This is a genomic window from Rubellimicrobium roseum (assembly GCF_006152145.1).
GTDB lineage: Bacteria > Pseudomonadota > Alphaproteobacteria > Rhodobacterales > Rhodobacteraceae > Rubellimicrobium > Rubellimicrobium roseum.
The window spans coordinates 13,710-26,744 of the sequence record NZ_VDFV01000001.1; the positions used below are offsets into that span (position 1 = coordinate 13,710).

Annotated in this window: 12 protein-coding genes and 1 tRNA gene; 8 read left to right on the forward strand and 5 right to left on the reverse strand. The window is 70.7% G+C overall.

Features of this window, described 5'->3' with window-relative positions; genetic code table 11:
- The first annotated feature begins 183 nt into the window (after positions 1–183).
- The 7 genes from FHG71_RS00060 to FHG71_RS00090 are packed head-to-tail and all read left to right on the forward strand — an operon-like array spanning position 184 to position 6,721.
- A complete protein-coding gene (locus tag FHG71_RS00060; RefSeq protein WP_246045275.1) occupies positions 184–1,008 on the forward strand; it encodes an SPOR domain-containing protein in 825 nt (274 codons plus the stop codon).
- Between the two features lie 17 nt (positions 1,009–1,025).
- Positions 1,026–2,333: a D-alanyl-D-alanine carboxypeptidase family protein gene (locus tag FHG71_RS00065; RefSeq protein ID WP_139079573.1), complete on the forward strand. Its 1,308-nt coding sequence runs from the start codon at positions 1,026–1,028 to the stop codon at positions 2,331–2,333.
- Positions 2,323–3,072 (forward strand): dTMP kinase, encoded by a 750-nt coding sequence (gene tmk, locus FHG71_RS00070; protein ID WP_139079574.1) that lies wholly within the window; start codon positions 2,323–2,325, stop codon positions 3,070–3,072. Before FHG71_RS00065 ends, tmk begins: the two co-directional genes overlap by 11 nt.
- Positions 3,072–4,178: a DNA polymerase III subunit delta' gene (locus tag FHG71_RS00075; protein ID WP_139079575.1), complete on the forward strand. Its 1,107-nt coding sequence runs from the start codon at positions 3,072–3,074 to the stop codon at positions 4,176–4,178. The genes tmk and FHG71_RS00075 overlap by 1 nt, the downstream gene beginning before the upstream one ends.
- Positions 4,179–4,188: 10 nt before the next feature.
- Entirely contained in the window at positions 4,189–5,004 is an 816-nt protein-coding gene (locus FHG71_RS00080) for a TatD family hydrolase (RefSeq protein ID WP_139079576.1), read from the forward strand.
- On the forward strand, positions 5,001–5,795 hold the full coding sequence (locus FHG71_RS00085) for an MBL fold metallo-hydrolase (RefSeq protein WP_139079577.1): 795 nt from the start codon (positions 5,001–5,003) through the stop codon (positions 5,793–5,795). Before FHG71_RS00080 ends, FHG71_RS00085 begins: the two co-directional genes overlap by 4 nt.
- Positions 5,792–6,721, forward strand: coding sequence for an AEC family transporter (locus FHG71_RS00090; RefSeq protein WP_139079578.1), 930 nt, complete (start codon positions 5,792–5,794; stop codon positions 6,719–6,721). The genes FHG71_RS00085 and FHG71_RS00090 overlap by 4 nt, the downstream gene beginning before the upstream one ends.
- A 334-nt stretch (positions 6,722–7,055) precedes the next feature.
- On the opposite strand, the gene FHG71_RS00095 is transcribed toward FHG71_RS00090, so the two are convergent.
- The 5 genes from FHG71_RS00095 to FHG71_RS00115 form a co-directional block, all read right to left on the reverse strand.
- Positions 7,056–7,907 (reverse strand): ABC transporter permease, encoded by an 852-nt coding sequence (locus FHG71_RS00095; protein ID WP_139079579.1) that lies wholly within the window; start codon positions 7,905–7,907, stop codon positions 7,056–7,058.
- Positions 7,908–7,911: 4 nt separating this feature from the next.
- Complete coding sequence (locus tag FHG71_RS00100; protein ID WP_425467308.1) at positions 7,912–9,483, reverse strand: ABC transporter permease; 1,572 nt, start codon at positions 9,481–9,483, stop codon at positions 7,912–7,914.
- Between the two features lie 54 nt (positions 9,484–9,537).
- Positions 9,538–10,683, reverse strand: coding sequence for an extracellular solute-binding protein (locus FHG71_RS00105; protein WP_139079580.1), 1,146 nt, complete (start codon positions 10,681–10,683; stop codon positions 9,538–9,540).
- Between the two features lie 34 nt (positions 10,684–10,717).
- Positions 10,718–11,821: an ABC transporter ATP-binding protein gene (locus FHG71_RS00110; RefSeq protein ID WP_139079581.1), complete on the reverse strand. Its 1,104-nt coding sequence runs from the start codon at positions 11,819–11,821 to the stop codon at positions 10,718–10,720.
- Between the two features lie 288 nt (positions 11,822–12,109).
- Positions 12,110–12,196, reverse strand: a tRNA-Leu gene (locus tag FHG71_RS00115).
- Between the two features lie 111 nt (positions 12,197–12,307).
- On the opposite strand from FHG71_RS00115, the gene lipB reads away from it, so the two are divergent.
- A complete protein-coding gene (gene lipB, locus FHG71_RS00120; RefSeq protein ID WP_139079988.1) occupies positions 12,308–12,973 on the forward strand; it encodes a lipoyl(octanoyl) transferase LipB in 666 nt (221 codons plus the stop codon).
- Positions 12,974–13,035 lie beyond the last annotated feature (62 nt).

A 13,035-nucleotide genomic window follows, 5' to 3' on the forward strand; every position in this document is an offset into this window, starting at 1 on the left:
GTCGCGAAGAAAAGCGCCTTCACGATGGCGGGATCGTCTCCGTCCGGGGCGGCCTCGCCTTTCCAAGGGCGGGCGCGGCGGCTATCCTGCCGCCCGCCGGACCGCTTCATGGGGCGGGCACGACACGGGACACGACGACCGCGGGCCGGCCAACGGCTCCGGCAGGCAGGGGACGGAAACGGGATGAGGACGCAGGAACCGGCAGGATGGCCCGGGGCGGCAGGAGGGCGCGCGGGTCTCGCGCTCGCGCTCGCGCTGACGCTCGGGGGATGCTCGGGCGGGCTGGGCCTGGGCGGGGCGTCCGCCCCCCAGACCGACGCCGCACCCGCCTCCGCCGACCTCGACCCCACCGACGTCGCCGCGCCCGAGGTCTTCCAGGTCTCCGAGCCCGGTCTCTGGGACGGGCGCCCCTCCCTGGGCGGCCTCTGGGTCGCCCATCCCGACGTGACCGACCCCGAGCGCGTCCGCATCGTCAACACGGGCAACGGACGCTCCGCCATCGGCGCCCTCTTCCGGCGCGAGCGCGACCTGCCCGGCCCCGCGCTCCAGGTTTCCTCCGACACCGCCGAGGCCCTGGGGATGCTGGCGGGCGCCCCCGCGCAACTGGAGGTGACAGCACTGCGGCGCACCGAGGCCCCAGCCGCCACCCCGGCCGCATCGGCGGCAGCCGAGACCGAGGCCGCCGGCGCCACCCCCGCCGCCGTTGCCACCGCCCCGCTCGACGCGGCCGCGCCGGAGGGCCCGGCCACGGCCGCGCAGGGGGCCGATCCGGCCTCGTCCCTGAACTTCCCCTACGTCCAGCTCGGCTCGTACAACGTCGAGCCCTTCGCCCAGGACACCGCGAACGGTCTCCAGGCCAAGGGCCTGCCCGCGCGCCTCGTGCAGGTTCCCGGACAGGAGGTCTGGCGCCTCCTCCTCGGCCCGGCCACCACCGAGTCCGGCCAGACCGAACTCCTCGAACGCGCGGCGGCCGAAGGCTTCGCCGACGCCTACCTCGTCCGAAGCTGACCCCGGAGGTCCCGCCGATGACCCGTCTCGTCCCTGCCCTGGCCCTGCTCCTCGCCTCCGCGCTTCCCGCAGTGGCGCAGGAGTTCCAGACCGCCGCCCGCGCCGCCTGGGTCTACGACGAGACCACGGGCACGGTGCTCCTCGAAAAGAACGCCGACGCCGAGATCCCTCCGGCCTCGATGTCGAAGCTCATGACCATCTACATGGCCTTCGACGCCATCGGGAAGGGCCAGCTCACGCTCGACCAGACCCTGCCCGTCTCCGAGCACGCCATGAGCTACGGCGGCTCGACCATGTTCCTCAACACGCTCGACCGCCCCACCGTCGAGGAGCTGCTGCGCGGCGTCATCATCCTGTCGGGCAACGACGCGACCGTCGTCCTGGCCGAGGCCCTGAGCCCCGACGGCACCGAGGCGGGCTTCGCCGAGCTGATGAACCGCAAGGCCGAGGAGCTGGGGATGCTGCATTCCCACTTCGAGAACTCGAACGGCTGGCCGGCCGAGGGGCACGTCATGTCCGCCCGCGACCTGGGCATCCTGGCCGAGCACCTGATCGAGGACTTCCCCGACCTTTACACGATCTTCGCCGAGCAGGAATTCGACTACGATGGCCGCGCGCCCGCCAACACGCGCAACCGCAACCCGATCCTGGGCCTCGTTCCCGGCGCGGACGGGCTCAAGACCGGCCACACGCAAGAGGCGGGCTACGGCCTCGTGGGCTCGGCGGTGCAGGACGACCGGCGGGTGATCTTCGTGGTCACGGGCCTTCCCTCCGAGGAGGCCCGGCGCACCGAATCCGAGCGCATCGTCAACTGGGCCTTCCGGCAGTTCGCCCTGCGCGACGTGGGCGAGGCCGGAAACCGCATCGCCGAGGCCGAGGTCTGGATGGGCGCGCAGCCCTCCGTGGGCCTCGTGCTGCCCGAGGACCTGTCCATCCTCATCCCCATCACCGGCAGCGACGGCGTGGAAGCCTCGGTCTCCTACCAGGGCCCGCTCCCCGCCCCGATCGAGGCGGGCCAGGAGGTCGCCGAGCTGGTGCTGACGCGCGAGGGCCTGCCCGAGATGCGCCTGCCGCTGGTGGCCGAGGCGGCCGTGCCCACGGGCGGCTTCATGCCGCGCGTGCAGACGGCGCTGGGGGTGCTCCTGGGCAAGGCGGGCCTCAATGCGGGGGCGATCCCCATCCTGGCCGGCGCGCCCGCCGTCGAAACGCCCGTGGCCGAGCCCGCCGAGGAACCGGCCCCCGAGGCCCCGGCGGAAGAGCCAGCCGCCGAGGAGCCCGCGCCCGCCCCGGCCGAGGAGAGCGAGGGCCTGCCGGATGGCGGCTGAGCCTTCCGGCCTCTTCGTCAGCTTCGAGGGCATCGACGGCAGCGGCAAGTCCACGCAGGCGCGGCTCCTGGCCGAGCGCCTGCGCGCGCAGGGCCGCGAGGTCGTCCTCACGCGCGAGCCCGGCGGCAGCCCCGGCGCCGAGGAGATCCGCCGCCTGGTGCTCACCGGCGACCGCGGCCGCTGGTCGGCCGAGACCGAGATCCTCCTCTTCACCGCCGCCCGCCGCGACCATCTGGAGCGCACGATCCGGCCCGCTCTCGACCGCGGCGCGGTGGTCATCACCGACCGCTTCGCCGACTCGACGCGGCTCTACCAGGGCACCACGCGCGGCGACCTCCGCGCCACGGTGGACCGGCTCCACGCGCTGATGATCGGGGTAGAGCCCGACCTGACCTTCGTGATCGACATGGACCCGGCCCGCGCCCTGGCCCGCAGCCTGCGGCGCCTCGGCACCCCGCCCGAGCCCGCCGAGGTGGCCCTGCAGGAGGTGCTGGAGGTCCTGCGCTTGCCCGCCGAGGACAGCCTGGCCCCGGAGGCCGCCCTGCTCGCGCCCGCCGCGCCGCCCGAGGACCGCTTCGAGACCTTCGGCCTCGCCTTCCAGGAGCGCATCCGCGACGGCTTCCTCGCCCTCGCCCGCGCGCAACCCGCCCGCATCGCCGTCATCGACGGCGACCGCCCCGAGGCCGAGGTCGCCGCCGACGTGGCCGCGCTCGCCCTGTCCCGGCTGGCCCCCGCCTGATGGCCCGCGCCCCCGTCGACGAGCCCTTGCCCGAGCCCGACCGCCGCGACGGCGCCCCCCACCCGCGCGAGGCGACGGCCCTTGTCGGCCACGACGCGGCCCAGCGCGACATCCTGACGGCGCTCGCCTCCGGCAAGGTCCATTCCGGCTGGCTCCTGTCGGGCCCCGAGGGCGTGGGCAAGGCGACGCTCGCCTACCGCATGGCCGCCACGCTGCTCGCCCACCGCCCGGGCGATCCCGCGCCCTCCGCGCTGGGCCTGCCACTCGACCACCCCGACGCCCGGCTCCTGCGCGCGGGCGCCCATCCCCGGCTCTTCGTCCTGCGGCGCGGCCCCGACGACAAGGGCAACCTCCGCTCCGTCATCACCGTGGAGGAGGCGCGCAAGCTCCGGGGCTTCTTCGGCCTGTCCGCCGCCGATGGCGGCCGGCGCGTCGTCATCGTCGACGCCGCCGACGAGATGAACCCCAACGCCGCCAATGCCATCCTGAAGCTCCTGGAGGAGCCCCCGGCGCAGGCCACCCTCCTCCTGATCGCGCACCAGCCCGCGCGTCTCCTGCCCACCATCCGCTCGCGCTGCCGGACGCTTCGCCTGTCCCCGCTCGGCGCCGGCGACCTCGGCCACGCCATGGACGCCATCGGCCTTTCGACCGACTCCCCCGAGGCGCTGGCCGAACTGGCCGCAGGCTCCGTCGGCAACGCCGTCCGCCTCGCCCACGCGGGCGGCCTCGACCTCTATGCCGAGCTGGTCGCGCTCCTGAACACTCTCCCCCGCCTCGACCGCCCCCGCGCGATCCGCCTCGCCGAATCCGCCGCCGGTCGCGCCGAGGGCCGCTTCGACCTCCTCCTCGACCTTCTCGACCTCCTCCTCACCCGCCTCGCCCGCACGGGCCTCCAGGGCCCCCCGACCGAGGCCGCGCCGGGCGAAGCCGCCCTCCTCCAGCGCCTCGCGCCCCACGATCTCGCCGCCCGCGCCTGGGCCGACCGGCAGGCGCTGGCCTCGGCGCGGGCGCGTCAGGGCAAGGCGGTCAACCTTGACCCTGCCGCGCTCCTCATCGATATGCTCCTCCAGATCGAACAGACGGCGCGCACGGCCGCCGCAGCCTGAGAGGCGGCCCTTGAAGCCCGACGCAGCCCCCCTTCCCGGCCTCGTGGACAGCCACTGCCACCTGGACTTCCCGCAGCTCGCCGCCGACCTGCCCGAGGTCTTGGCCCGCGCCCGCGCCATGGGCGTCGAGCGGATGGTCACCATCTGCACCCGCCTGCGCACCGAGCCGCAGGTCCGCGCGCTCGCCGAATCCCACCCCGGCCTCTTCTACGCCGCGGGCACCCATCCCATGAGCGCCGCCGAGGAGCCGCTCGCCACCGTCGAGCAGCTCGTGGGTCTCGCCCGCCACCCGCTCATGGTCGGCATCGGAGAGACGGGGCTCGACTACCACTACTCGGCCGACAGCGCCGCGATCCAGCAGACCTCGCTCTGCGTCCACATCGAGGCCGCGCAGGAAACCGGCCTCCCCCTCATCATCCACGCCCGCGACGCGGACGAGGACATGGCCCGCATCCTCTCCGAGGGCTACCTCCAGAAGCCCTACGGCTGCGTCATGCACTGCTTCTCCTCGGGCGAGAACCTCGCCCGCGCCGCGCTCGACCTCGGCTTCTACCTGTCCGTCTCCGGCATCGCCGCCTTCCCCAAGTCGGGCGAGCTGCGTGACATCCTCCGCCACGCCCCCCTCGACCGCATCCTGGTGGAAACGGACTCCCCCTACCTCGCCCCCCCGCCCCATCGCGGACAGCGCAACGAGCCCGGCTACGTCGCCCATACCGCCCGCGCCGTGGCCCACCTCTGGGACCAGAGCCCCGAGGACTTCGCCCGCGCCACCACCGCGAACTTCGACCGCCTCTTCGCCAAGGCGGCCCAGGGCCGGGCGGCGTGAGCGGCACCTTCCGCATCCTGGGCTGCGGCTCCTCGGGGGGCGTGCCGCGCCTGGGCGGCGACTGGGGCGCCTGCGACCCCGCCGACCCGCGCAACGCCCGCACCCGCTGCTCGGCCCTCGTCACGCGCACCGGCCCCCAGGGCACCACCCGCGTCCTCATCGACACCTCGCCGGACCTGCGCCACCAGCTCCTCGCGGCGGGCGTGGGCCTCCTCGACGCCGTGCTCTACACGCACCCGCACGCTGACCATGTCCACGGCATCGACGACCTGCGGATGGTGGTCTTCAACCTGCGCTCGCGCCTGCCCGTCTGGGCCGACGCGCCCACCTCGCAGGCGCTCCTGCTCCGCTTCGGCTACGCCTTCGAGACGCCCCCCGGCTCGGGCTACCCGCCGATCTGCGACCTCCACCGGATCGAGGGACCCGTCACCATCGACGGCGCGGGCGGCCCCCTCACCTTCACCCCCTTCACCGTGGAGCATGGGGGCATCCCCGCCCTGGGCTTCCGCGTCGGCGCCCTGGCCTATCTCCCCGACGTCTCCGCGATCCCCGAGCCCGCCTGGCCCGCGCTCATGGGCCTCGACACCTTCATCGTGGACGCCCTGCGCTACAAGCCGCACCCGACCCACGCCCATCTCGACCAGGCGCTCGAATGGATCGCGCGCGCCCGCCCCCGGCAGGCGGTGACGACCAACATGCACGTGGACCTCGACTACGCGACGCTCGCGCGCGACCTGCCTCCGGGCGTGATCCCCGCCCATGACGGGCTCGAACTCGCATTCGATCCGTGAGCATCCTCCTGTCCGTCATCCTGCCGGTCTTCGTGGTGATCGGGATCGGCTTCCTCGCGGCCAAGCGCGGCCTGATGACCGAATCCGGCATCGACGGCGTGATGCGCTTCTCCCAGGGCTTCGCGGTCCCCGTCCTGTTGTTCCAGGCGCTCGCGAACCTCGACCTGGGCGCGAACTTCGACCTCCGGCTCGTCGGGACCTTCTACACCGGCTCGTTCACCTGCTTCGTGATCGGGATGTTGGCGGCGGTCTACCTTTTCAAGCGCGACTGGGAGGACGCGGTCGCCATCGGCTTCATCGCGCTCTTCTCCAACTCGCTCCTCCTGGGCCTCCCCATCACCGAGCGGGCCTTCGGGCCGGCTTCGACGGCGGCCAACTTCGCCATCATCGCCGTGCACTCCCCCTTCTGCTACGCGGTGGGCATCACGGCCATGGAGATCGTCAAGTCCAAGGGCCAGCCGCCCCGCACGGTGCCGCTCAAGGTCCTCAAGGCCATCTTCTCCAACTCCCTCATCGTCGGGATCACGCTGGGGCTGATCGTCAACCTCACCGGCCTGCCGATCCCGACCGTGGTGGACGAAGGGCTCGACATGCTGGTGCGCGCGGCCCTGCCTTCCGCGCTCTTCGGCCTGGGCGGCGTCATCGCCCGCTACCGGATCGAGGGCGACCTGCCCACGATCCTCTTCACCCTGGCGCTGTCGCTGATCCTCCACCCGGCCATCGCCTGGGGGCTCGGGACGGCCATGCAACTGCCCCCGGACGCCTTCCGTTCGGTGGTGGTGACGGCCTGCATGGCGCCCGGCGCCAACGCCTATCTCTTCGCCTCCATGTACGGGCGCGCCACGCGCGTCGCCGCCTCCTGCGTCCTTCTCGGCACCGCGCTATCGACCCTCACCGCCGCCGTCTGGCTCGCGCTGCTGGCCTAGGGCCCGGCGCGCCCAAGGTGTTGCGTCAAGCGGGGGAGGACCGTTCGGTGCTGTAGGAACCTGTTAACCTCTGTCCCGCACCCTGATCGCGCACGCATCGCCACGGGACCGCCTGCGGGACATTGCTCTCCCGCTCTCGGACGACATCTTCGTGGCCCGCTCTTTGCAGGAACCCGGCCCGCGTGCCGCCGGACCATCTGGGGATCCCACCCCCCAGCCGCCGCGCGTCGAACACGCGCCCCCTGCCCGCGTCGGAGTGGCGTCCCGCGGGCAGCGCCGGAGGCCGTCCGCCACGCGCGCCCAAGCGCGGCGGAAACGCTCCGATCTCGCGCCCTCAGGCCGCCGACAGCCCCCGCATCCGCTCGTTCCGCCGCCGCAGCAGCTCCAGCGTGGCCAGCAGCAGGACGGACACCGCGATCAGCACGGTCGCCGCGGCCAGGATCGTGGGCGAGATCTGCTCGCGCAGGCCGATGAACATCTGCCACGGCAGGGTCTTCTGCCCGGCCGCGCCCATGAACATCACTACCACCACCTCGTCGAACGAGGTGATGAAGGCGAACAGCGCCCCCGACACCACGCCCGGCAGGATCAGCGGCATCTGCACCTTGAAGAAGGTGCGGATCGGCCCCGCCCCCAAGCTGGCCGAGGCCCGCGTCAGCGACTTGTCGAAGCCCACCAGCGTCGCCGTCACGGTGATGATGACGAAGGGGATGCCCAGCGCCGCATGCGCCAGCACCACGCCCCAATAGGTCCCCTGCAGCCCGATCCGGCTGTAGAAGAAGTACATGCCGGCCGCCGAGATGATGAGCGGCACGATCATGGGCGAGATCAGGATCGCCATGATCGCCCCCTTGAACGGCACGTGGGACTGAGACAGCCCCACCGCCGCCAGCGTCCCCAGCGCCACCGCGAGGAGCGTCGCCATGGGCGCGATCTTCAGCGAGTTCCAGAGCGGTCCCTGCCAGTCGATGTTGTTGAAGAAGTCGTCGTAGTGCTTGAGCGAATACCCCGCCGGGTCGAGCGCCAGCATCTCCGGCGTGAAGGTGAAGAAGTCCGTGGCGTTGAACGACAGCGGGATGATGACCAGGATCGGCGCGATCAGGTAGAAGAGGATCAGCCCGCAGATCGTGCGGAAGGTGTAGTGCCAGACCCGCTGGCCCGTCGTGGCGTAGCTCGGCAATGCCATTGGTTCAGCCCCCCAGCTTCACGTTGTCGATGCCCACGAGCCGGTCGTAGACCCAGTAGAGCAGCAGCACGACCGCCAGCAGGATCGTCCCCAGCGCCGCCGCGAGGCCCCAGTTGAGCGAGGTCGAGATGTGGTAGGCGATCCGGTTCGAGATGAAGACGCCCTTGGTCCCGCCCACGAGTTCCGGTGTGATGTAGTAGCCGATGGACAGGATGAAGACGAGGATCGAGCCCGCCCCGATGCCCGGCACCGACTGCGGGAAGTAGACCCGCCAGAAGGCTGTCCAGTCGTTCGCGCCCAGCGACTTGGCCGCGCGCACGAACGAAGGCGGAATGCCCTTCATCACCGAATAGAGCGGCAGGATCATGAACGGCAGCAGGATGTGAGTCATCGCGATGATCGTGCCGGTCTGGTTGTTGATCATCACGAGCCGGTTCGCGTCGCTCACGACCCCCGCCCAGACGAGGATGTCGTTGATGACCCCCTGCTGCTGAAGAAGCACCTTCCAGGCCGAGGTCCGCACGAGGAGCGAGGTCCAGAACGGCAGCAGCACGAGGATCATCAGCAGGTTCGCCGTCCGCATCGGCAGGCTCGCCAGCAGGTACGCGATGGGATAGCCCAAAAGGATGCAGGTCCCGGTGATGACCAGCGACATGATCATCGTGCGGACGAACAGCGTCACGTAGATGCGGTCGTTCTCCGGCCGGACCGAGACGCCGTCGAGGTCCTTCTGCAGGTCCACGGCGTTCAGGTAGTAGCCCGGCGTGTAGGCGGGCGCATAGAGCCGAAGGACGTTCCAGATCTCCGGCTCGCCCCAGGCGTCGTCCTCCTCGATCAGGAGCTCCTTGATCGACACGGTCTCGAAGCCCGTCACGTCCACCGCCGGCAGCCCCGGCGGCTGCGCGCCGGCCGAAAGGTCGCGATGGAGCGCGGCATAGACCATGTCGCCGGGCTCCTCTTCGGCGGGGTCGTCGTTGCCCACCTCGGTCGTGAACTGCGCCCAGGCGTCGTAGGCGTCGGCCGTCTCGGGCAGCGCGGCGCGCACCGCCTCGTCGGCCATCCAGGCGGCCCACTGCGCCCCGTCCTCGAAGGCCGGGTCCGCGTCCTGGAACTGGTCGGTGTAGACGTCGGTGCCGAAGCGCGCGACCGCCCGCCCCGTGCCCCGGAACAGCGACGAGGCCCCGCCCCATTCGTAGTTGAGCCGCGTGCCGAGCTGCGTGTGCCGCTTGTACTCCTCGGCGACCACCAGATCCTCGTAGAGCGCGACGAAGGCGGGCTCACCCGGCACGGGGGCCGTGTCCTCGCGCAGGGCCGCGACCGTGCGCGGCAGCGTATCGCCCACGATCCGGTTCTCGACCGAGCGGAACAGCATGTCCCCGATCGGCAGCACGAAGGTGGCAAGGATGAAAAGAAGCAGCGGCGCGATCAGCAGCAGCGCCCGCGCCTTCTGCCGCCGCAGGCTGCGCGCGAGGCTCGCCTTCAGCGGCGTGCCGTCCGCGGCCAGCACCGGCCCCGAAGCGACGGGCCGCGCCTCGCGTCCCGCGGGCATCCCGCCCGAGATGGTTGCGTCGGCCATGCCGTCACTCCTTCTGAAGGTGGGCGGGGCCCCGCAGGGCCCCGCCGCGTCCGCTTATTGGGCCAGCCAGTTCTGGAAGGTCGCTTCGACCTCGTCCTGGTTGTCCGCCCACCACTCGATGTTGTTCACGAGGTAGTTCTTCATGTTGTCGGGGTTCGTCGGCATGTGCGGCGCCATCTCGATGCCAAGGTCGGCATGGGTCGAGACGAGCGGCTGCGACGAGGCGCGCGCGGGCCCGTAGGCGATGTACTTGGCCTGATCGGCCAGACGCTGGGTGTCGGTCGCGAAGCGCGCGAAGTGCATCACGCGGTTCATCCGGTCCTCCGACAGGCCAGCCGGGACGATCCAGCCGTCGAAGTCGAAGTTCTGGTAGTCCCACAGCATCTCGACCGGCTGGTTCTGCTCGGCGATGACCGAGAACAGGCGGCCGTTGTAGGTCGAACCCATCACGACTTCCTTGTCGGCGAGCAGCTGCGGCGTCTCGGCGCCGGCGGTCCACCAGATCGTGCTGTCCTTGATCGTGTCGAGCTTGGCGAGCGCGCGCTCGACGCCGCCGTCCTCGTCCAGCACGTCATAGACGTCCTCGGCGGCGACGCCGTCGCAGATCAGCGCCCATTCGAGGTTCTTCTTCGGAGAGGCCTGCAGCGAGCGCATGCCCGGGAAGGCCTCGATGTCGAAGACGTCGCAGATGTCGTCGGGCGTCGCGCCGTTCCACTCGGCCACGTCGGTGCGGTAGCCGAAGGTGGTCGAGAAGTAGATCTGCGGCAGGTAGCAGTCGTTGATGATCGAGTCGCCGAAGTCCTCGGTGGGGGCCGAGCCGTCGTCGCCGGGGGCCAGCACCTCGTCATGGTCGATCTCGACCGCCAGCCCTTCGTCGCAGGCGCGCTGGGCGTCGGGCCCTTCCACGTCCACGAGGTCGAAGGGCATGTTGCCGGCTTCCTGGGCGGCGCGCAGCTTGGCGATGGCCTCGTTCGAGGACTCGTCCCAGGTCACGGTGATGCCGGTGGCGGCGATGTAGGGCTCCACATAGGCCTTGAGCTGCGAGTTCTGGTAGGCGCCGCCCCAGGACATGATGACCATGGAGTCCGCGCAGTTCTCGCAGGCGGGCAGCTCGGGCGCCGCGGCGTCCTGGGCAAGGGCCGCGCCGGCCATCGGCAGCAGCGCCAGCGCCGCGGACCCCATCAGCTTGGTGATCGTCATTGCGGTTCTTCTCCCTGTTGAACCTTGTCGCTTATCATGCCGCGTCGAGCGCGCGACAATCCTCGGGCAACCAGCCGATCTCGATCTCCTGCCCCGGCTGGAGGCGGACCTGATCGGGGGCGTTGCGGCTCTTGATGACGAACTCGTCGTTGCCCGCGACCGAAAGGCGGGTGCGGAACATGTCGCCCATGTAGATGAATTCCTCGACCCGCGCGCGCAGCGTGTGGGCGTCCGGGCGCAGGCGGGCCTTGTTGAACTCCACCCGCTCGGGCCGGATCGAGACCCGCGTCCGGTCGCCCACGCGGCTCACGTTCACGGGCTTGGCGTCGATCTCGTCCCCCGAATCGAGCCGCACCACGCACTTCTCCCGGTCGAGCGCGGTCACGATCCCTTCGAGCGTGTTGTTCTCTCCGATGAACTGGGCGACGAAGCTGTTCACCGGGGCCTCGTAGAGCTCGTCGGGCGGGGCGAGCTGCTGCACGATCCCGTCGTTGAACACCGCGACCCGGTCCGACATGGTCAGCGCCTCGGTCTGGTCATGGGTCACGTAGACCACCGTGATGCCAAGCCGGTCGTGCAGGTGCTTGATCTCGAACTGCATGTGCTCGCGCAGCTGCTTGTCGAGCGCGCCGAGCGGCTCGTCCATCAGCACCAGCTCGGGCTCGAACACCAGGGCGCGCGCCAGCGCGATGCGCTGCTGCTGCCCGCCCGACAGCTGCGCCGGTCGCCGGTTGGCGAACTGGCCCATCTGCACCATGTCGAGCGCTCGCCGCACCTTGGCGTCGCGCTCGGCCTTGTCCATCTTCCGGACCTCGAGCGGGAAGGCCAGGTTCTCGGCCACGCTCATGTGCGGGAACAGCGCGTAGTTCTGGAACACCATGCCGATGCCGCGCTTGTGCGGCGGCACGTCGTTGATGTTGCGCCCCCCCAGCCGGATCTCGCCGTGGGTGGCCGTCTCGAAGCCCGCCAGCATCATCAGCGTGGTCGTCTTGCCCGAGCCCGAGGGTCCCAGCATCGTCAGGAACTCGCCCCGCGGAATCGAAAGGTTCAGGTCCTTCACCACGAGCGTCTGGCCGTCATAGCTCTTCTGCACGCGGTCGAACTCGACGAAGGGCGCAGTCTGCGAGGCCTGGAGCACTGGGGTTCCCTCTTGTTGGCGCGCAGAACCGCGCTAGGTGCCGGCGATCTAGCCGAGAGCACTCTGCGATGGCAACCCGAGAGAGGACCGTTCCGCGGGTCGGGTCACTCACGAAAGTATAAAGGCCGAGCATTCGCCCAAGAAGCGGGCATCTGCGTGAACATCGGCCGAGGATGCGGACGCTTTCCGACCTCGAGCGGCCGAGTCTGGCGCCGCCTCTCGGGGCCACAGCCGAAAACGCAAAAACCCGCCACAAGGGCGGGCTTCTGAGCGTCTCCCCGAAAGGAGTGGTGCGGTTGAAAGGACTCGAACCTTCACGGGTGTTACCCCACAGCGACCTCAACGCTGCGCGTCTACCAATTCCGCCACAACCGCATGTTCTGGCTTGGTGAGGGGGCGTATAGACGAGCCCATCAGGAACCCGCAAGGGGGACCCGCACGATTTCCGGGCTTTTCGTGGCGTCCGTTCCGGGCCATCTGTCGGAGATGGTCGAATGGCAACACAGCGAGGGGCTGGTCCCCTACCCCGAGGCGCTCGCCGTCATGGAAGCGCGCGCCGAGGCGATCGCCCGCGGCGAGGCACCCGAGATGATCTGGCTCCTGGAGCATCCGCCGCTCTACACATCCGGCACATCGGCGAAGCCGGAGGATCTGAAGGAGCCTGGCCGCTTCCCCGTCTTCGAGGCGCGGCGGGGGGGGCAGTACACCTATCACGGGCCCGGACAGCGTGTCGTCTATGTCATGCTCGACCTCGATCGGCGCGGTCGGGACGTGCGCCGCTTCGTCTGCGCCCTCGAAGGCTGGGTGATCGACGCCCTGTCCGAGTTCGGGGTCCGCGGCGAGCGTCGCGAAGGCCGCGTGGGCATCTGGGTGACACGCCCCGACAAGGCACCGAACCCCGACGGCTCCGTGCGCGAGGACAAGATCGCCGCCATCGGCATCCGCCTGCGCCGCTGGGTGAGCTTCCACGGAATCAGCATCAACGTGGAGCCGGACCTGACGCATTTCGACGGCATCGTGCCTTGCGGCATCTCAAAGCACGGCGTCACGAGCCTCGTGGACCTCGGGCTGCCCGTGGACATGGGCGATCTCGACGCGGCGCTCAGGCGGACCTTCGACGCCCGACTCGGGGCCGAGCCCGCCCGCGCCTGACGCCCCGTTCCGCACGGTCCGCTTGACGCAGGTCAAAGTCGGTTGATCGCCGGGCCGCTAGC

Bases quoted from the DNA above. Each gene is read 5' to 3' on its own strand.
- FHG71_RS00060 (WP_246045275.1), top strand. From the start codon at position 184: ATGAGGACGCAGGAACCGGCAGGATGGCCCGGGGCGGCAGGAGGGCGC.
- FHG71_RS00065 (WP_139079573.1), top strand. From the start codon at position 1,026: ATGACCCGTCTCGTCCCTGCCCTGGCCCTGCTCCTCGCCTCCGCGCTT.
- tmk (WP_139079574.1), top strand. From the start codon at position 2,323: ATGGCGGCTGAGCCTTCCGGCCTCTTCGTCAGCTTCGAGGGCATCGAC.
- FHG71_RS00075 (WP_139079575.1), top strand. From the start codon at position 3,072: ATGGCCCGCGCCCCCGTCGACGAGCCCTTGCCCGAGCCCGACCGCCGC.
- FHG71_RS00095 (WP_139079579.1), bottom strand. From the start codon at position 7,907: ATGGCATTGCCGAGCTACGCCACGACGGGCCAGCGGGTCTGGCACTAC.
- FHG71_RS00100 (WP_425467308.1), bottom strand. From the start codon at position 9,483: ATGGCCGACGCAACCATCTCGGGCGGGATGCCCGCGGGACGCGAGGCG.
- FHG71_RS00105 (WP_139079580.1), bottom strand. From the start codon at position 10,683: ATGACGATCACCAAGCTGATGGGGTCCGCGGCGCTGGCGCTGCTGCCG.
- lipB (WP_139079988.1), top strand. From the start codon at position 12,308: ATGGTCGAATGGCAACACAGCGAGGGGCTGGTCCCCTACCCCGAGGCG.